This is a genomic window from Cellulomonas sp. NPDC089187, assembly GCF_040685135.1.
Taxonomy (GTDB): domain Bacteria; phylum Actinomycetota; class Actinomycetes; order Actinomycetales; family Cellulomonadaceae; genus Cellulomonas.
Window position 1 is genome coordinate 22,728 of record NZ_JBFBHI010000002.1, and the last position, 18,059, is coordinate 40,786.

Sequence of the window (18,059 nt, forward strand, 5' to 3'; positions counted from 1 at the left end):
CGGGCCGAGTCGTCGTGCAACACACCAAGGATGGGGATGCGGCCGTGATCGTCGTGACGCGCTTGAACGGGGCCCAGTTCGGGGTCAACCCGGACCTGCTCCAGCGTGTGGACAGCGCGCCGGACACCATCCTGACCCTCATCGACGGGACCAAGTACATCGTCCGGGAGTCGATGTCCGAGGTCATCGCGCGGGTGAACGAGCACCGCGCGCAGCTCCTGGCCCGTGCGCAGGAGATCCAGGCGGACCCGCACCCGGCGGTCGAGCTGGTCCGGGAGTCCTCGGCGGATGAGGATGCCGCCCCGCTCGTCGATCCCGTTCCCCTCCGTCCGAGGAGTCGTTGATGGACCCCGCAGGTTTCATCGGTCTGGTCGTCGCGTTCGGGGCGATCTTCGGGGCGCTGCTCATGGAGGGTGCCGACCCGATGTCGATCTTCCTGCCCGCGCCGCTGCTGCTGGTGTGGGTGGGCACGATCGGCGTGGGCATCGCCGGGCACACGATCAAGGACGTGATCGCGTCCTTCGCCGCCGTGCCGCGGGCGTTCATGAATAAGGTGCCCGACCCGTCGCAGACCGTGGACACCCTGGTGTCGTTGGCCGACCGGGCCCGGCGTGAGGGGCTGTTGGCGTTGGAGGACGCGGCCAAGGACATCGACGACCCGTTCCTGCGTGGCGGGTTGCAGGCGGCGATCGACGGCACCGACCCCGATGACCTCCGGCTGATCCTGGAGGACAAGATCGCCACCAAGCGCTCGCGGGAGAAGGTCTGGTCGAAGTACTTCGCCGATATGGGTGGCTACGCGCCGACCATCGGCATCATCGGCACGGTCATCTCCTTGGTGCACGTGTTGGAGAACCTTTCGGACCCGGCCAGCCTGGGGCACTCGATCGCGGCGGCCTTCGTCGCCACCCTGTGGGGCATCCTGTCCGCGAACGTGGTGTGGCTGCCGATCGGTGCCCGGATCAAGCGGTTCTCCGACCTGGAGTGCCAGCAGATGGAAGTCACCCTTGAGGGGCTGCTGGCGGTGCAGGCCGGGGCGAACCCGCGTCTGGTCGGGGAGCGGCTGCGCAGCCTGCTGCCGGAGGAGCCCGCCGCGAAGGAAGCGGCATGAGCACCACCGCCAAGGGTCGTCGCCGCGGCCACGAGGAGGAGGAGCACGTCAACCACGAGCGGTGGCTGGTCTCCTACTCCGACATGATCACCGTGTTGATGGCGCTGTTCATCGTGCTGTTCGCGATCAGCCAGGTCGACCAGGAGAAGTACGTCCAGCTGCGGGCGTCGTTGGCGGCCGGATTCGGCGACGGCTCGGTGAACCAGTCCGTGCTGGACGGCACCGACGGGATCATGGATGGCACCTCGGCCGCCGCGGATGCCCCGGATGTCGGCACCGCCGGTGTGGTGGACGCCGATGAGGGGCTGGGTCTGCAAGCGGCTGATCCGGCGACCAACCCGGACCCGGCAACCTCGGTGGATGCCGCGACCCTCGCCGCCGCGCAGGCCGAGGCCGCGCACCTGGAGCAGGTCAAGGCGCAGATCACCGCTGCCCTGGCCGCACAGGGGCTGGACGGCACGGTCCGGTTCCGGATCGACGAGCGCGGTCTGGTGCTCGGGTTGGTGGCGGACGACGTCTTCTTCGCCCCGGCCTCCGCGCAGCTGACGCCCACCGCGCAAGCGGTGCTGGACAACGCAGCCCCGACCATCGTCGGACTGAATGAGCAGATCGCGGTCGAGGGGCACGCGAACACCATCCCGGTGTCCGGCCGCTACCCGACCAACTGGGAACTGTCCTCGGACCGGGCCACGCAGGTGCTGCGCCGCCTGGTGGAGGTCGACGGTCTGCCTGGTGCCCGCGGTGAGGCCACCGGATTCGGCGACACCCGTCCCCTGGTCGTGGGGGAGGGCGAGGACGCCATGACCGCCAACCGGCGGGTCGACATCGTGATCCTGAGCGCGGCACCGGAGACGGTGCGCGCCCTGCTGCCCACCGTGGCGGCCGACGGAACGGAGGGGTGAGATGCCCATCGAACAGCGGGTGATCGGCGGCGGTCAGAAGATCGGCGGCGGCAAGATCGGGGGCGCCCCGGCCACGGAGCAGCCGGCGGAGGAGACCCCCAAGAAGAAGTCCAAGAAGCTGCTGCTGATCATCGTGGCCCTGGTGGTCGTGATCGGTGCCGCGGCGGCGTACTTCCTGGTGCTGAAGCCCGGTGGGGGCGAGGCCGCGGCGGAGCCCGAGCCGGAGCCCGGCGAGATCCTCACCGTCGAGCCGATCAGTCTGAATCTGGCCGACGGTCACTACCTAAGGCTGGGGTTCGCGGTGCAGATGTCCGCCGATGCGGCCGCGGACGGGCACGGCGAGCTGGATTCGTCCAAGGCGGTCGACACGGCCATCGCGCTGTTCTCCGGCAAGTCGGTCGGTGAGGTCTCCGGCGGTGACTCCCGGATCGCGCTGAAGGACGAGTTCCTGGCGCTGCTGAACGAGGCGTACCACGACGACGTGTTGGAGGTGAACTACACCAACTACGTGACGCAGTAGCCGCACCGCAGTCGGGGCGCCATGGAGGGCGCCGCATCGCCACGGAGCTCGACGGCCCATGAGGGGCCGGTGCCGTGGATCAGGGCTATTCGGACCTTCCGGACGACCCCTCAACACGGCCGCACGCGCGCCGATGGGGGACAGCGTGACGGTCCACACCCCGGGGCAGACCCCCGCACGCTCCAGGCGACGCACCCATGCGCCCGAGCCCTACGACTTCCGCCGGCCCATGACGATGGCCCGCGAGCACGCCCGGGTGCTGGAGATGGCCTTCGAGACCTTCGCCCGGCAGTGGGGCAATCAGCTGACCGCCCGGCTGCGCGCGATGGCCACGGTCACCTTCGATCAGCTGACCTTGACCAGCTACGACGAGTACGTCCGCTCCCTGCCTGGCACCACCACGATGATGCTGTGCACGGTCGAGCAGACCCGGCAGACCGCGGTGGTCCAGCTCCCGCTCGACGCGACGATGAACTGGATCGACTTCCTGCTGGGTGGCCCGGGCATTGGCGATGTCGAGGAGCGCGAGCTCACCGAGATCGAGTTCACCCTGATCCGCGGTCTGATGCAGGCCACCCTCGGCGACCTGGGCTATGCGTTCTCCGCGATCACACCGCTGGAAGTGAGCATCCGGGCATTGCAGTACAACCCGCAGTTCGTGCAGGTGGTGCCCGCCTCGGATGCGGTCCTGGTCGCCGGATTCACCCTGCGGATCGGTGAACGTGAGGACACCGCCACCGTGATGTTCCCGGCCGAGCTTCTGCTGGGTGCGGTGCGCGCCGGTGACGGCACCTCCGGTCGCTCCGCCGAGGACCAGCGCGCCCACGAGTCCGCGCAGTCCGATCTGGAGGCCGCCGTCGAGGACGTGCCGATCGAGATCGCCGTCCGCTTCGCCCCCGTGACCGTCCGGCCCCGCCAGGTCGTCGACCTGGCGGTGGGCGAGGTCATCCCCTTGTCCCACCCGTCGTCCCAGCCGCTGGATGTGGTGACCGATGGCGTGGTCCTGGCCAGGGCCGCCGCTGGCAACAACGGTTCCCGCCTGGCCTGCATGGTCGTCACCGTCGAGGAGAAGCACTGATGAACGCCCAGACCATCGCCGACACCGGGGCAGTCGCCCTGGCCGCCGCGGCCGCCGCCGCCCGGTTGCTGCCCGCCGCCACCCCGCTGACTCCTGCTGCCGCGCCCGTCGGCCAGTCCCCGGCCGTGGAGGCTGTTGCCGTGGTGGCCAGCTTTGTCGGCCCGAACAGCGCCGACGTGCTGCTGGTCGCCGACCAGGCGGTGCGCGACGCCCTGACCGCCGGAGCCCCGGAGGGTGCCACCCTGGACCTGGCCGATGCGCTGCGCCCCGCTCTGGAGGCCGCGGTCGCTGAGCTGGGTGCCGGTGTGCTGGAGGCCACCCGCATCGAGCCGGTCGCCACTGCCCTCGCCTCGGACGCCACCCTGATCGCCCTGACCGGCGACGACGGTGCCGCCCAGGCCTGGTTCGCGCTGCGCCTGCGCGCCGAGCCGACCCCGCAGGCCGCCGGGGTGCCCACCCAGCGCGCCAGCCTGAACGTGCTCTACGACGTGGAGATGACCCTCACCGCCGAGCTCGGTCGCACCAAGCTGCCGATCCGCCAGGTGTTGGAGCTGACCCCCGGCGCGGTACTGGAGCTGGACCGCGCCGCGGGCAGCCCGGCGGATGTGATGGTGAACGGCAAGCTGATCGCCCGCGGTGAGGTCGTCGTCATCGACGAGGAGTTCGGCATCCGGATCACCGAGATCGCCCGCGGCGACGAGAACCAGGGCTGACCTCACCCATGGACACTCTGGTGCTCGCCGGGCGCACGCTGCTCGCCCTGGCCTGTGTGGTCGGGCTGATCTGGGTGGTGGCGCGCCGGGCCGGATGGGGCAAATCCGGTCGCAAGGCCACCGGCCCGGCCATCGCGGTGGTGGGGCGTCAGGCGCTCGGTCGGCACGCCGGTGTCGCGGTGCTGGCGGTGGGGGAGCGCCGGTTGCTGGTCGGCTACGGCGAGCAGCAGGTCACCATGCTGAGCGAGTTGGACGCGATGGAGCCGGTCGATTCCGCGCCCGCTCCGGCGACACCCGCGTCCTCCCGGCATTCGGGTGCCGAACCGGAGAGCACCCCGCCCGTCCCGAATCCCGCCACTGCCGCCGCGCTGGCCGCGGCAAACTCCGCACTCGCCAACGCCGCACGCCTGGTGCCGGCCGGCGACCGCGCAGGCACGCCCAACCGCTCCGTTCCCGCCGTCCCCACCCAGCCTTCGCCCGGCGCGCACACCACCGTTCCCGGCCTCGCCGGTGCCCGGGTGTCCGACATCGACCCCGCTGATCTGACCCCGGCACCCGAGCCGGCGGTGGTCAACGGGAACGCCCTCGACGGGTCGATCCTGGCCCCGTCCACCTGGCGACAGGCCGTCTCCGCTCTCCGCGAGCGGACGGTGCGCCGATGACTGCCTGCCGCCAGCTGCCCCGGACCGCCCTGATCGCCGCGGGCATCCTGCTGCTGACTTTGGTGCTGCTCACTCTGGCCGCCACCACCGGTCACGCCGCCCCGGTGCCGCCCGCCGACCCTGCGGCACCGGTCGCCCCGGTGGACCCCACCGACCCGGGCTCCGGTCAGGTGTCGGTGTCGGTCAACGGCGTCAACGGCACCCCGAGCAGCTCCGTGGTGGTGCTGCTCGGCATCACCCTGCTGTCCGTCGCGCCGTCGCTGCTGCTGATGATGACGGCCTTCACCAAGATCTTCGTGGTGCTGTCGCTGACCCGGAACGCCCTCGGTCTCCAGGGCGTCCCGCCGAACCAGGTGATCGCCGGGCTGGCACTGTTCCTGTCGCTGTTCGTGATGGCACCGGTGCTCAGCCAGGTGAACGACCTCGGCGTGCAGCCCTATCTGGACGGCACCCTCGACTTCCAGTCCGCCATCGATGCGGGCTCCGCGCCGCTGCGCGAGTACATGCTCGGCCACACCCGTCAGGAGGACCTGGCGCTGATCACCCGCGCCGCTGACGCTGAGAACCCAGACAATCCGTCCTCTGTGCCGATGCTGACCCTGATCCCGGCGTTCATGCTGTCCGAGCTGCGGTCCGCGTTCATCATCGGCTTCGTCATCTTCATCCCGTTCCTGGTGATCGACCTGGTCGTCTCCTCGGTGCTGATGAGCATGGGCATGATGATGCTGCCGCCGGTGATGGTCTCGTTGCCGTTCAAGCTGCTGCTGTTCGTGCTGGTCGACGGGTGGGGGCTGATCGTCACCGCGCTGATCGGCGCCGCCACGGGTGGTGGGTGATGGACACCGCCGCCGTCCTCGACATCGGACTGGACGCCCTGCTGGTCGCCGCCAAACTCTGCGCCCCGGTGCTGATCACCGCGCTGGTCGTCGGCTTCGCAGTGTCCCTCGTGCAGTCGGTGACCCAGATCCAGGAGGTCACGCTCTCCTTTGTGCCCAAGGCCATCGCCGCTGCGTTGGCGTTGCTGATCTGCGGGCACTGGATGATCGCGGAGATCGTCACCTTCACCAGCCAGCTGTTCGGCCGCATCCCGGAGCTGTTGGGCTGATGGACGTCACACTGTCGCTGGCTGCCGTGCAGACCGCCATGTTGGCCGGGGTGCGCTTCGCGGCGTTCCTGGTCATCGCCCCACCCTTCGCCCACCGGGGCATCCCGGGCCGGGTCAAGGCGATGCTGTCGGTCGGCATGGCGCTGGCGGTGCTGCCCCGACTGGAGCAGCACGAGGTCGTCTCCACCGCACAGTTCCTCGGCGAACTGGTGATGCAGGTGGTGATCGGCGGGGGACTGGGCTTCCTGGTGTCTCTGGTGTTCAGCGCGGTGCAGTCCGCCGGCGGGTTGATCGACCTGTTCGGTGGCTTCCAGCTGGCTCAGGCCTTCGACCCAATGAGCATGACCGCCGGCGCGCAGTTCGCGAAGCTCTACCAGTGGACGGCGGTGGCGCTGCTGTTCGCCTCCGGGGGCTACGGGGTGCTGATCGCCGGGCTGGCCCGGTCCTTCGACGCGCTGCCGTTGGGGGCGCCGCTGGATCTGGCGTCGATGGCCTCGGCGGTGACCGACGGGATCGGGCAGATGTTCCTGGCCGCGCTCCAGATCGCCGGGCCGCTGCTCGCGGTGCTCTTCCTCACCGATGTCGGCCTCGGACTGCTGACCCGGGTTTCCCCGGCGCTCAACGCCTTCGCGCTGGGCTTCCCGCTGAAGATCTTGATGACCGTGACCTTCGCCGGATTCGTGTACCTGGCGATGCCCGGAGTGATCAACGGTCTGGCCAACGACGCCGTCAACTCCGTGCTGGGGGTGGCGTCCTGATGGCCGGTGGCAACGACTCCGGGGAGAAGACCGAGAAGGCCTCCGCCCAACGGATGAAGGAGGTCCATCAGGACGGGAAGCTCTCCCGCTCCACGGACCTGTCCGCCTGGATCGGCCTGGCCGCCGCCGCGATCTCCCTGCCCATGGTGGCGAACAAGGCCTCCGCCGCGGCCCGGGACCAGATGTCCGCGATCTCCGACGCCATCGCCGACCCGGACGCCGGCACCGTCACCCAGTTGCTCTTCGACGGGATGGGCACCGTGGTCGGCACCCTGACCCCGATGTTCGTCATCGTCGTCCTCGCGGTGCTGATCACCGCCGTCGCCCAGGGCGGCGTGCACGTGAAGAAGTTCAAGGCGCAGACCCAGCAGTTCAACCCGGTGAACGGGATGAAGCGGCTGTTCGGCGGCCAGGCCTGGTGGGAGGGCGCCAAGACCCTGCTCAAGACCGCGGTGGTGGGCGTGGTGCTCTACACCGTGGTCCAGGGTCTGCTGCCCAAGCTGATGGTGTCGGGCACCATCCCGCTGCCGCACATCCTCGGGGTGGCCGGCGACGGCGTCACCCAGCTGCTCCGGCTCGGCGTCGCCGCCGGTGTGCTGCTGGCGATCATCGACGTGATCGTCGTGGTCCGCCGCAACCGCAAGCACACCCGGATGTCGAAGCAGGAACTCAAGGAGGAGAACAAGCGCACCGAGGGCGACCCGCACGTCAAGGGTGCGATTCGCTCCAAGCAGATGGCGATGTCCCGCAACCGGATGATGTCCGCCGTCGCCGACGCCGATGTGGTGATCGTGAACCCCACCCACGTCGCCGTCGCCCTGCGCTACCAGCCCGGCACCGGCGCACCCCGACTGGTCGCCAAGGGTGCCGGGGCGGTCGCCGCCAAGATCCGCGAGCGCGCCACCGAGCAGCAGGTGCCGATGATCGAGGACATCCCGCTGGCCCGCGCCCTGCACGCCGCCTGCGAGGTGGACCAGGAGATCCCGGCCTACCTGTTCTCCGCGGTGGCCCGGGTGCTCGCCTTCGTCATGCAGCTCAAGCGGCGCGGTGCCGCGCTGGGCAAGCACACCATCCCCGGCGGCTCCGTCGCCCCCGAGGACGTCCCCACCACTCCTGCGGCCGCTCGCAAGGCACTGCGCGCCGCCACGACCGCCGCCTGAAGGACATCCCATGAAGAACCGGTCGATCTCCCAGCTCGCCGTCCCGGTGGGTGTGGTCGGCATCGTGCTGCTGCTGGTGGTGCCCCTGCCCGCCGCGCTGCTCGACGTGCTGATCGCGATCAACATCACCGCCTCACTGGTGATCCTGCTGACCGCCATGTACGTGAAGCGCCCGCTGGACTTCAGCGTCTTCCCCTCGCTGATCCTGGTGTTCACGCTGTTCCGGCTCGGCCTGAACGTGGCCTCCACCCGGTTGGTGCTGCGCGACGGCTACGCCGGTGCGGTGATCGATGCCTTCGGGCACTTCGTGGTCGGCGGCTCGCTGGTGATCGGCCTGGTGATCTTCTTGATCCTGGTGGTCATCCAGTTCGTCGTGATCACCAACGGCGCCGGTCGTGTGGCCGAGGTCGGTGCCCGGTTCACCCTGGACGCGATGCCCGGCAAGCAGATGGCCATCGACGCCGACCTGAACTCGGGCCTGATCGACGAGGACACCGCCCGCCAGCGCCGGGCCGACGTCGCCGCCGAGGCCGACTTCTACGGTGCGATGGACGGTGGGTCGAAGTTCGTCAAGGGTGACGCCATCGCGGGCATCGTCATCACGCTGATCAACCTGATCGGCGGCATCGTGATCGGGATGGTCCAGATGGGCCTGCCGATCAACGAGGCGCTGGAGAAGTTCTCCCTGCTGACCATCGGCGACGGACTGGTCACCCAGATCCCGGCGCTGCTGCTCTCGGTCTCCACCGGCATCGTGGTCACCCGGGCCACCGCCGAGGGCGACATGGGTACCGCGGCCAGCAAGCAGCTGATGCAGTCCCAGTCCGCGCTGATGATCGCCGGTTGCGGTGCCATCGCCCTGGCGCTGCTGCCGTCGATGCCGAAGCTGCCGTTCGTGCTGGTCGGCGCGACCCTGATCGTGGTCGCCCAGCGGGTCCGTTCCGCGCAGAAGAAGGAGGCCGCCGCCGCCGCGCAGTCCGCGCAGATCACCGCCACCGCCGCCCCGGCCAACGCGGACACCCCCGAGGCGCTGATCGAGCAGATGCGGGTGCACGCCCTGGAGATCCTGCTCGCCCCCGACCTGGTGAACCTGGTCGGTAACGGTCCGGACCAGGACCTGCTGCACCGGGTCCGTGGTCTGCGCCGCAAGATCGCCATGGAGCTCGGCATCGTGGTCCCGCCGGTCCGCACCCGCGACTCGGTCGACCTGCCCCGCTCCACCTACGTGGTCCGGATCTCCGGCGTCGAGGTCGGTCGCGGCGAGACCCCCTCCGGCAAGGTGCTGGCGCTCGGCGACGACCTGGCCGCGCTGCCCGGTCAGACCACGGTTGAGCCGGTGTTCGGGCTGCCCGGCAAGTGGGTGCCCAGCGAACTGCGGCACGCGGCGGAGATGTCCGGTGCCACCGTCGTCGACCGGGTGTCGGTGCTGATCACCCACCTTGGCGCGATCATCACCCACAACGCCCCCCGGCTGCTCGGCCGCGAGGACGTCCGGGTGCTCACCGAGGGCGTCAAGCAGGTCAACCCGTCGGTCGTCGACGAGCTCATCCCCGGACTGCTCTCCCTGGGGGAAGTGCAGCGCGTGCTGCACGGTCTGCTCGCCGAGGAGGTGCCGATCCGCGACCTCGGCCGGATCTACGAGGCGCTCACCCTGCGCGCCAAGGTCTCCACCGACCCCGAAGGGCTGGTCGAGGCCGCCCGCGGTGCACTCGGCCCCGCCCTGGCCGCGCAGTACGTCGTGGATGGCGTGCTGCGGGTGCTCACCCTTGACCCGGTGTGGGAGCAGCAACTCGTGGAGGCACTGCGACCCTCCGACACCGGCGTGCAGATCGTCACCGACCCCGCCCGACTGGAGACCATGCTCGAACGACTGCGGCTGTCCGTCGCCGAGGCGGAGGCGAGCGGCCGCACCGTGGTGCTGGTCTGCGCCCCCGCCCTGCGCCCGGCCCTGCACAAGGTGATGCTGCTCGGCGGCCCCGGCACCGAACGGCTGCCCGTGCTCAGCTACTCCGAGGTCACCGGTGGCGGCGTCCAGATCGAGACCCTCGGGGCGGTGACCGGTGCCCACGCGATTGCTGCTTGAGGGCTCCGACCTGGCCGAACTCATGGGCCAGGTCCGCGCCGAGTTCGGCCCCGCTGCCCGGATCGTCCGCGCCGAGCGGGTGCGCAGCGGGGGACTGGCCGGGTTCTTCGCCCGGGAGCGCTACGAGCTGACCATCGACGTGCCGGACGCCCCGGTCGTGCCGGTGCCCAGCCTTCGTGCCCGACGTGCGGCGCTCGCGGCCCAGAACAGCGGCCCTGCCCTGTCCGGGATGGACGCGCTGCTCGCCGCTGCGGACAGTGCTGACGGTGCCGCTGCGGTGGAGCCCGTCCCCAGCCGCTCCGGCCCCGACGACGCGCCCCGGGTCTCCACCGGTGAGGCGGCTTTCGCCGATCTGTTGGACCAGATGCGCGCCTTGTCCGGCCTGCCTACACCGGACCGCGTGGTCGAGGTGACCGCCGACCCCCTCACCGCTGCCGACGAGCTTGATGTGGCGGAGTTCGGCACCGCCCGGTCGGTGTCGACTGCCCTCGACCGTGCGATGGGTGCGCCCGCCTGGGACGCCACGCCCGACGCGTCCGCATCCGACGTCGGCCCCACAGCCTCCGCCGTGCCCACGCCCGCCGCCGACGCATCCGCGCCCAACGCCACTGTTCCGACCCCGGTCACCCGCGCCCACTTGGCCGACCTCGGCGTCCCCCCACACCTCCTGACCGCCGTCGGCCCCGGTCCGGTCCAGCTCTCCCGTCTGCTCGCTGCCGTGCCGTCCGCCCCCGCACTGCCCCGCGACCCCGGCACCGTGCTGGCGGTCGTCGGTCTGCCCGAGGACGCCCTCCGCGTCGCCGAGCTCCTGGTGCTGCGTCACGCTTCCTCCGGTGCGGTGGTCCGGGCCGGTGACCTGGACGCCCCTGCTGCCTCACGGCTCACGACCCCCGCCGCCGCCACCCGCTGGCGTCAGCACCTCGACCCGCAGGCCGACCTCACCGTGGTCGCGGTCGGCGTCGGCCCCGGTCGCTCCCGCGAATCCGCCGCGGCCGACCTGATCGCCGCCCTCGCCCCCACTCAACTCTGGGCGGTCGCCGACGCCCGCTCCAAGCCCCGCGACTGCAGCCGCTGGCTCGGTGCCGTCGGTGCTGCCCGCCCGGTCGATGCCCTCGCCGTCACCGGGCTCTTCGACACCAGCGAACCGGGCACGGTGCTCGGGCTCCCGGTGCCGGTGGCGTGGATCGACGGCGTCCCCGCCTCCCGGATGGCCTGGGCAGCGGCGCTCGGCGAGCACCTGCCGTCCGGCACCGACTGGTCCTGATCGCCGCCCCTCGGCGAGCACTGGCCGTCCGGCACAGACTGGATCTGAGCATCGTCCGCGTCACGTGGGGCGCACACCCGCCGCAGCGCCCTCGCCCTGCGCGGCCACCCCCGACTCCAGCGCCGCCCTGCACTCGATGCGTGGTGGCCGACCTCCTCCGGTGGGGAGCGCTCCGCTCCACTTTCCCTCGCCGAGTGTGGCCCTCCCCGCCCCGGGACGCCTGCTTGTGCCCGCGCTCGGCCCCCGGCGACCGAACGCAGGGCGGGTGGAACACGCTGTGCGCCCGCGGCGTGTAGGCGTTTCAGGCGAGTTCGGCGGGTAGGGTCGGCGGCATGCTGGTGCTGAGCAGACGGGTCGGGGAGCGACTCGTGATCGGGGACGACATCGTCGTGACCGTGATCGAAGTGCGCGGTGACGGGGTGCGCCTGGGCATCGACGCCCCGCGTTCAGTCGCCGTGCACCGCGCTGAGGTCTTGGAGGCCGTCACCGCCGCGAACGAGGCAGCCGCCAGCACCGCCGAGGACGACTCCGCCGCCGAGTCACTGCGCTCGTTGCTCGCCCCTCGCGACGACGTGCCGCCCAGCGGGTCGGACGCAACCGGTCCGGACCCTGCCACTGGCGCTCCACGCGATCCCGCCTGACGGAATCCCTGCGCTGCGCCATGCGCGTCCGTGGCGTCTGCCGGGGCCATCGTGCAATGTCCCATAGCTACCCCTGAGTAGCTCCAAACCCCGGATCGTGCGACGGCCTCCCGCTCGCCGAAGAGTCAGTTCCTGAGGCGAATCCAACGATATGTCCCTCAAGAACTGACACGTCGACGGATCGGTCGCGCAGAGAGGGCCTGTTGCGTCCCTCGGCGTGTTCACCCGCCCGTGCGGGCTCGGCACCGACGAATGCCTCACGCGCGCACCGACGCGGTCGATGTGCACCTCTGACGGGGAGTCCCGGAGGAGGCAGACGTGGAGGACATGGACGAGATCGTCCGCGAGTTCCTGGTGGAGAGCCACGAGAACCTGGACCAGCTGGACCAGGACCTGGTGGCTCTGGAGAGTGAACCCGGGTCACGGGCACTCATCGCCAGCGTGTTCCGGACGATCCACACCATTAAGGGCACCAGCGGGTTCCTGGCGTTCTCGAATCTGGAACGGGTGGCCCACGCGGGGGAGAACCTGCTGGTCGAGCTGCGCGATGGCCGCCGGTCAATGGACCAGCCGACCACCGATGTGCTGCTGCGCCTAGTCGACACGATCCGCGAGATCCTGCGCGCCATCGAGGTGTCCGGCGGTGAGGGTGCCGTCCAGGTGGACCCGGTGATCGCCGCGATCGAGGCCGTGCAGGCCCACCCGCAGGCAGCGCAGGACGAGGCTCCGACGGCTGCCCCGGTCGTCGCCCTGGCCGTTGAGGAGCACGTCGAGCCCCAACCTGCCCTCGCGCGGACAGCACCCACCGGGCCGGACGAGCCCCGCCCCGCCCCAGCCCCGGCAGCACCGACCACCGGGCAGAGCGAGGCCCTCGCCGCCCCCGACCAGCCCGGCCCGGCGCAGGCCCCCGCGAGCCCCGCCGACTCCGCACCCACCCCCGAGCTCCCGCACCCCGTCACCCCTGACGAGGTCGGCACCCTCCGCACCGGTGCCGCCGACGCTTCGATCCGGGTGGATGTCGACCTGCTCGACGCCCTGATGCGCCAGGTCGGTGAGCTGGTCCTGGCCCGCAATCAGATCAGTCGCCTGGCCGTCGGCACCGAGGACGTCGACCTGGCCCGGTCCGCGCAGCGTCTCAATCTGATCGCCGGTGAGTTGCAGGAGGGGGTCATGAAGACCCGCATGCAGCCCATCGAGCACCTGTGGTCGAAGATGCCGCGCGTGGTCCGCGACCTGGCGGCGGTCTGCCACCGTGAGGTGAAGCTGGAGCTCTCCGGTGGGGACACCGAGCTGGACCGCAGCCTGTTGGAAGCGGTGAAGGACCCGCTGACCCACCTGGTGCGGAACGCGGTGGACCATGGCATCGAGTCCGCCGAGGACCGGGTCGCGGTCGGCAAACCCGGCAAGGGCGAGCTGGCCCTGCGTGCGTACCACGCCTCCGGTCAGGTGGTGGTGGAGGTCGCCGACGACGGTCGCGGCATCGACCCGGAGAAGATCGGTGCCAAGGCGGTCGAGCGCGGGCTGCGCACCCAGTCTCAGGTCGACGCGATGAGCCCGTCGGATCTGCTGCAACTGCTGTTCTTGCCCGGTTTCTCCACCGCGGCGGCGGTCACCAATGTCTCCGGGCGCGGTGTCGGCATGGATGTGGTCCGCACCAAGATCGAGGCCATCGGCGGTGCGGTCGAGGTCGACTCGGTGGTCGGTCGGGGCACCACGTGGCGGCTGCGCATCCCGTTGACCCTGGCGATCATGCCCGCGCTGACCGTGGAGTGCGCCGGTGACCTGTACGCCGTGCCGCAGGTGAATCTGCTGGAACTGGTGGCACTGGACTCTCAGCGTTCGGAGTCCGGCATCGAGCACATCCACGAGGCCCCGGTCTACCGGCTGCGCGGCGAGTTGCTGCCCCTGGTGTCCCTGGCCAGCGTGTTGGAGGTGGCGCCGACCGGTGCCGCGCAGGTGATCGCGGTGGTGCAGTCCGACCACCAGCGCTTCGGCCTGCTGGTCGACCGGGTGCTCAACACCGAGGAGATCGTGGTCAAGCCGTTGTCCGCCCGGTTGAAGGCGATCGGTGCCTACGCCGGTGCGACCGTGCTGGGTGATGGCCATGTCGCGCTGATCCTGGATGTGCAGGCCATCGCCCGTCGTGCCCTGGCCGGTGAGCTCGAGTTGGCTGCCCGCGAGGCCCATGCCGCCGCGACGGACACACAGGCGCATGAGGTGCAGCAAGTGCTGGTCGTCGGGATCGGCGGTGGACGGCAGGTGGCGATGCCGTTGGCGTCGGTGGCCCGGCTGGAGCATGTCCGCGCCGATCAGGTCGAGTGGGTCGGTGGCCGGGAGGTGGTGCAGTACCGCGGCACCATCCTGCCGCTGGCCCGACTGGACCGGGTCCTTGGTGCCTACGGGGAGGAGGAATCCTCCGAGCTGTTGTTGGTGGTCTACTCCCGCGCCGGTCGCAGTGTCGGCCTGGTGGTCCGGGAGATCGTGGACATCGTTGACGACGACTCCGCGCGGCACTCGGACATCGAGGATGCCGGTCTGGTCGGCTCCACGGTGCTCGGGGACCGGGTGACCGAGTTGCTGGATGTGCGCCGGGCGATCCTGGCTGCGGATGCCGCGTTCTACGACGAGCGGGCGGAGGCGGCCGTGCTGCCGACCCAGTTCAGCGCCGATGATCTGGTGGGGGTGGCCCGATGAGCCAGTACGTGACCTTCTCGCTGGCCGGGAGCCTGTACGGGGTGGATGTCACCCGGGTGCAGGAGGCCCTGCGCTCGCACACCCGCACCCGCGTTCCACTGGCACCGCCGGGGGTGTCCGGTCTGGTGAACCTGCGCGGACAGGTGGTCCTCACCGTCGACCTGCGCCCGAAGCTCGGCCTGGCCCCGCTGGGCGAGGACGCCGAACCGATGATGGTGGTGGTCCAGGTCGACGGGGAGCCGGTCAGCCTGCTGGTGGACGAGATCGGCGACGTGATGGAGGTCGGCCCGGATTCCTTCGAGGCTCCGCCGGAGACCCTGGAGGCCGAGCTGCGCCCGCTGATCCTGGGCGCGCACAAGCTGGACGGTCGACTGCTGCTGGTGCTGGACGTCGATCAGGCCACTGCCGCCTGACCGGACTCGTCGCACGGGCGGACACCTCTCACGGGGTGTCCGCCCGTCGTCGTTCTCACCCTGCGGCACTCCTCACGGCGACCGATTGCGGGTCGATGGGACGCGCACAGGGGGATCGATCGCACACACCGAAGGACCGGACCATGCCGACTGCGACGTCGACCACGACCGCGCTCGTCCCCACTCAGCGCAGCGCGCCCGCCGCCGAGGCGGGCACCGCTGGCATTCGCGGGCCACGCCGGGCCACCGGCTGGTTCACCAACCGCGGGGTGCGCACCAAGATCCTCATGCTGCTGGCCCTGTTGGGTGTGGTGTCGGTGGTGATCGGCACGGTCGCGGCCGTCCGGCTCCAGTCCTTGGCCGCCTCCACCGCCACCGTCACCGATGTCAGCCAGCACGTGATCGCCCCGCTGGCCGTGGTGCACCAGGAGGAGATCAAGGCCCGGATGCTGATCGCCCAGGCCGCTGCCATCGATACCTCCGGCACCGAGGCGCAGGACGCCGCGCTCGCGGATATCGCCGCCACCGATGCCGACCTGGCCGCCGCCGCCGAGGCATTCGAGGCGGGCATCGGCACGACTGTCGTCCCCGGATGGACCGACTTCGAGGCAGCGTGGGCGGACTGGACCGCCCTGCGCGACGACCAGTTGGTCCCCGCCGCGTTCAGCTCCGATCAGTCCGCCTTTGAGCAGGTCAGCGACGAGCAGTCCCAGCCGGTGATCGACCGGATGGTGACGGCGCTGGAGCAGGCTGAGCAGTCTGCGGAGGACTACCTGACCACCGTCTCGGATGCCGCCGCGCAGGAGGCCTCCTCCGCGACCCGCCTGCTGCTGACCCTGCTGATCGTCGGCATCGGCTTGGTCGCCGCGGTGGGCATGGTGATCGCCGCGATGATCCGCCGCCAGGTGCAGGAGGTGCAGCACGCGATCACCGCGATGGCTGCCGGCGACCTGACCGTCGTCCCCAGGGTCGAGACCCGCGATGAGCTGGGCCAGATGTCGCGGGCCCTGGCCGAGGCGCAGACCAACCTGCGCACCACCATCTCCGGTGTGGTCGAGACCGCGCAGACCGTCGCCGCTGCCGCGGAGGAGTTGTCCGCCGCCTCGCACCAGGTGGTCGCCGGTTCGGATCAGACCTCCGCGCAGGCCGGGGTAGTCGCCGCCGCGGCCGAGCAGGTCTCGCGCAATGTGCAGACCGTCGCCGCCGGGGCCGAGCAGATGGGTGCCAGCATCCGGGAGATCGCCCAGAACGCCTCGCAGGCCGCCAAGGTCGCCGGTCAGGCCACCGACGTCGCCACCGCCACCAACGACCAGGTCACCCGGCTCGGCGAGTCCAGCCAGGAGATCGGCAATGTCGTCAAAGCCATCACCAGCATCGCCGAGCAGACGAACCTGCTGGCGTTGAACGCCACGATCGAGGCCGCCCGCGCTGGTGAGGCGGGCAAGGGCTTCGCTGTTGTCGCCGGTGAGGTTAAGGAGCTGGCGCAGGAGACCGCCAAGGCCACGGAGGACATCGTCCGACGGGTCGAGGCGATCCAGGCCGACACGGGTGCCGCCGTCGGGGCCATCGGAGAGATCAGCCACATCATCGCCAGCATCAACGACTACCAGCTGACCATCGCCAGCGCCGTCGAGGAGCAGACGGCGACCACCACGGAGATGTCCCGGTCCGTGGCCGAGGCCGCCACCGGGTCGGGGGAGATCGCCACCAACATCACCGGCGTCGCGTCGGCTGCGGCCACCTCCAGCCAGACGCTCGGTCAGATGGGCGACGCGATCGCCGAGCTGGCCCGGATGTCGGAGGATCTGCGCGCCCGGGTGGCCCGCTTCACTTACTGACCACCGCCGGGTGCCTGGCCTGCGGGGGCCGGGCACCCGGTGCTCGCGTAGGTTGCCCCCATGACCGCCACCGGCCCGCTGATGCTGCTGGACACCGCGTCCCTGTACTTCCGCGCCTTCTACGGTGTGTCCGACTCGGTGAAGGCACCCGATGGCACCCCGGTGAACGCGGTGCGCGGGCTGCTCGACATGATCGCCCGCCTGGTGGTCGACCACCGCCCGACCCGGCTGGTCGCCTGCTGGGACGAGGACTGGCGACCGGCGTTCCGCGTCCAGGCGATCCCGTCGTACAAGGCGCACCGGGTGGCCGAGGGCTCCGCCGAGCAGGAGGAAGTCCCGGACACCCTCGCCCCCCAGGTTCCGGTGATCGCCGAGGTGCTGACTGCCCTCGGCATCGCCCGTGCCGGCGCTGCCGGGTATGAAGCCGACGATGTGATCGGCACCCTCACCGCCCGCGAGTCCGGCCACGGCCCGGTGCTGGTGGTCACCGGCGACCGGGACCTGTTCCAGCTGGTCGACGACGACGCACCGGTCCGGGTGCTCTATACGATCCGCGGGATCAAGGACATCGAGCAGGTCGACACCGCCCGCCTGACCGAGAAGTACGCCGTGGCCTCCGGCAGCGCCTACGCCGACATGGCGGTGCTGCGCGGTGACCCGAGCGACGGTCTGCCCGGTGTGGCCGGGATCGGGGAGAAGACCGCCGCCGCCCTGCTCGCCCGCTACGGCGACCTGCCCACCCTGCTCGCCGCCCGCGACGCCGACGACCCGGGCCTGACCGCCACCCAACGCCGCCGCCTGACCGAGGCAGCCGACTACCTCGCGGTCGCCCCCGGCGTGGTGCGGGTCGCGGACGACGCCCCCGTGCAGCTGGCCCCGCGCCCCGGACTGCCCGACGCACTCGACAACCCCGGTGCTCTCGACCTGCCGCGCACCCCCGCGGACCCCGAGGCCCTGGTCGACCTCACGGAGCGCTGGGGCCTGGAGTCCTCCGTCCGCCGCGTGCTGACCGCCCTCGCCCAGCACTGACCCGGCCTGAACCCGCACCCTCAACCCGGGCCCCGCGACTTCGGGGCTGCGGTCCCGAGTGCGGTAGCGGGGCTGCCGACCTCGCGTC

General features: G+C 70.9%; 18 protein-coding genes. All 18 read left to right on the top strand.

The features are described 5' to 3' along the window. Positions 1-44: 44 nt before the first annotated feature. Positions 45-344, top strand: coding sequence for a flagellar FlbD family protein (locus AB0N78_RS04355; protein ID WP_363386305.1), 300 nt, complete (start codon positions 45-47; stop codon positions 342-344). After that, on the top strand, positions 344-1,111 hold the full coding sequence (locus AB0N78_RS04360) for a motility protein A (protein WP_363386307.1): 768 nt from the start codon (positions 344-346) through the stop codon (positions 1,109-1,111). The genes AB0N78_RS04355 and AB0N78_RS04360 overlap by 1 nt, the downstream gene beginning before the upstream one ends. Continuing rightward, on the top strand, positions 1,108-2,013 hold the full coding sequence (locus AB0N78_RS04365) for a flagellar motor protein MotB (RefSeq protein ID WP_363386309.1): 906 nt from the start codon (positions 1,108-1,110) through the stop codon (positions 2,011-2,013). Before AB0N78_RS04360 ends, AB0N78_RS04365 begins: the two co-directional genes overlap by 4 nt. A 1-nt stretch (position 2,014) precedes the next feature. Next, positions 2,015-2,533, top strand: a complete 519-nt coding sequence (locus tag AB0N78_RS04370; RefSeq protein WP_363386311.1) for a flagellar basal body-associated FliL family protein — start codon at positions 2,015-2,017, stop codon at positions 2,531-2,533. 145 nt (positions 2,534-2,678) lie between these two features. Then, entirely contained in the window at positions 2,679-3,611 is a 933-nt protein-coding gene (locus AB0N78_RS04375; RefSeq protein ID WP_363386313.1) for a flagellar motor switch protein FliM, read from the top strand. Beyond that, on the top strand, positions 3,611-4,324 hold the full coding sequence (fliN, locus tag AB0N78_RS04380; RefSeq protein ID WP_363386315.1) for a flagellar motor switch protein FliN: 714 nt from the start codon (positions 3,611-3,613) through the stop codon (positions 4,322-4,324). Before AB0N78_RS04375 ends, fliN begins: the two co-directional genes overlap by 1 nt. Positions 4,325-4,332: 8 nt before the next feature. Beyond that, positions 4,333-4,986, top strand: coding sequence for a flagellar biosynthetic protein FliO (locus AB0N78_RS04385; RefSeq protein ID WP_363386317.1), 654 nt, complete (start codon positions 4,333-4,335; stop codon positions 4,984-4,986). Then, a complete protein-coding gene (gene fliP, locus AB0N78_RS04390) occupies positions 4,983-5,822 on the top strand; it encodes a flagellar type III secretion system pore protein FliP (protein ID WP_363386319.1) in 840 nt (279 codons plus the stop codon). The genes AB0N78_RS04385 and fliP overlap by 4 nt, the downstream gene beginning before the upstream one ends. Then, positions 5,822-6,091, top strand: a complete 270-nt coding sequence (gene fliQ, locus AB0N78_RS04395; protein ID WP_363386321.1) for a flagellar biosynthesis protein FliQ — start codon at positions 5,822-5,824, stop codon at positions 6,089-6,091. The genes fliP and fliQ overlap by 1 nt, the downstream gene beginning before the upstream one ends. Further along, a complete protein-coding gene (locus AB0N78_RS04400) occupies positions 6,091-6,849 on the top strand; it encodes a flagellar biosynthetic protein FliR (RefSeq protein WP_363386323.1) in 759 nt (252 codons plus the stop codon). The genes fliQ and AB0N78_RS04400 overlap by 1 nt, the downstream gene beginning before the upstream one ends. Continuing rightward, complete coding sequence (locus AB0N78_RS04405; RefSeq protein ID WP_363386325.1) at positions 6,849-8,009, top strand: EscU/YscU/HrcU family type III secretion system export apparatus switch protein; 1,161 nt, start codon at positions 6,849-6,851, stop codon at positions 8,007-8,009. Before AB0N78_RS04400 ends, AB0N78_RS04405 begins: the two co-directional genes overlap by 1 nt. Positions 8,010-8,019: 10 nt before the next feature. Next, positions 8,020-10,092, top strand: a complete 2,073-nt coding sequence (locus AB0N78_RS04410) for a flagellar biosynthesis protein FlhA (RefSeq protein ID WP_363386327.1) — start codon at positions 8,020-8,022, stop codon at positions 10,090-10,092. Then, on the top strand, positions 10,070-11,356 hold the full coding sequence (locus AB0N78_RS04415; protein ID WP_363386329.1) for a hypothetical protein: 1,287 nt from the start codon (positions 10,070-10,072) through the stop codon (positions 11,354-11,356). Before AB0N78_RS04410 ends, AB0N78_RS04415 begins: the two co-directional genes overlap by 23 nt. Before the next feature lie 332 nt (positions 11,357-11,688). Next, a complete protein-coding gene (gene csrA, locus AB0N78_RS04420; protein WP_363386331.1) occupies positions 11,689-11,997 on the top strand; it encodes a carbon storage regulator CsrA in 309 nt (102 codons plus the stop codon). Between the two features lie 327 nt (positions 11,998-12,324). Beyond that, positions 12,325-14,691 carry a chemotaxis protein CheA gene (locus tag AB0N78_RS04425; RefSeq protein ID WP_363388197.1) on the top strand — a complete coding sequence of 789 codons (2,367 nt, stop codon included), beginning with the start codon at positions 12,325-12,327 and terminating at the stop codon, positions 14,689-14,691. Next, positions 14,688-15,104, top strand: a complete 417-nt coding sequence (locus AB0N78_RS04430) for a chemotaxis protein CheW (RefSeq protein WP_363386333.1) — start codon at positions 14,688-14,690, stop codon at positions 15,102-15,104. The genes AB0N78_RS04425 and AB0N78_RS04430 overlap by 4 nt, the downstream gene beginning before the upstream one ends. A 143-nt stretch (positions 15,105-15,247) precedes the next feature. After that, positions 15,248-16,942, top strand: coding sequence for a methyl-accepting chemotaxis protein (locus AB0N78_RS04435; RefSeq protein WP_363386335.1), 1,695 nt, complete (start codon positions 15,248-15,250; stop codon positions 16,940-16,942). Positions 16,943-17,002: 60 nt separating this feature from the next. Further along, the gene (locus tag AB0N78_RS04440; RefSeq protein WP_363386337.1) at positions 17,003-17,971 is read left to right on the top strand and encodes a 5'-3' exonuclease; all 969 of its coding nucleotides are present in this window, start codon (positions 17,003-17,005) and stop codon (positions 17,969-17,971) included. The last annotated feature ends 88 nt before the right edge of the window (positions 17,972-18,059 follow it).

Excerpts from the sequence above, each read along its gene's own strand:
- AB0N78_RS04360 (WP_363386307.1), top strand. The coding sequence starts at position 344 with ATGGACCCCGCAGGTTTCATCGGTCTGGTCGTCGCGTTCGGGGCGATC.
- AB0N78_RS04385 (WP_363386317.1), top strand. The coding sequence starts at position 4,333 with ATGGACACTCTGGTGCTCGCCGGGCGCACGCTGCTCGCCCTGGCCTGT.
- AB0N78_RS04370 (WP_363386311.1), top strand. The coding sequence starts at position 2,015 with ATGCCCATCGAACAGCGGGTGATCGGCGGCGGTCAGAAGATCGGCGGC.
- AB0N78_RS04440 (WP_363386337.1), top strand. The coding sequence starts at position 17,003 with ATGACCGCCACCGGCCCGCTGATGCTGCTGGACACCGCGTCCCTGTAC.
- AB0N78_RS04405 (WP_363386325.1), top strand. The coding sequence starts at position 6,849 with ATGGCCGGTGGCAACGACTCCGGGGAGAAGACCGAGAAGGCCTCCGCC.
- AB0N78_RS04430 (WP_363386333.1), top strand. The coding sequence starts at position 14,688 with ATGAGCCAGTACGTGACCTTCTCGCTGGCCGGGAGCCTGTACGGGGTG.
- fliP (WP_363386319.1), top strand. The coding sequence starts at position 4,983 with ATGACTGCCTGCCGCCAGCTGCCCCGGACCGCCCTGATCGCCGCGGGC.
- csrA (WP_363386331.1), top strand. The coding sequence starts at position 11,689 with ATGCTGGTGCTGAGCAGACGGGTCGGGGAGCGACTCGTGATCGGGGAC.
- AB0N78_RS04435 (WP_363386335.1), top strand. The coding sequence starts at position 15,248 with ATGCCGACTGCGACGTCGACCACGACCGCGCTCGTCCCCACTCAGCGC.
- fliN (WP_363386315.1), top strand. The coding sequence starts at position 3,611 with ATGAACGCCCAGACCATCGCCGACACCGGGGCAGTCGCCCTGGCCGCC.
- AB0N78_RS04365 (WP_363386309.1), top strand. The coding sequence starts at position 1,108 with ATGAGCACCACCGCCAAGGGTCGTCGCCGCGGCCACGAGGAGGAGGAG.
- AB0N78_RS04410 (WP_363386327.1), top strand. The coding sequence starts at position 8,020 with ATGAAGAACCGGTCGATCTCCCAGCTCGCCGTCCCGGTGGGTGTGGTC.
- AB0N78_RS04425 (WP_363388197.1), top strand. The coding sequence starts at position 12,325 with ATGGACGAGATCGTCCGCGAGTTCCTGGTGGAGAGCCACGAGAACCTG.
- fliQ (WP_363386321.1), top strand. The coding sequence starts at position 5,822 with ATGGACACCGCCGCCGTCCTCGACATCGGACTGGACGCCCTGCTGGTC.
- AB0N78_RS04400 (WP_363386323.1), top strand. The coding sequence starts at position 6,091 with ATGGACGTCACACTGTCGCTGGCTGCCGTGCAGACCGCCATGTTGGCC.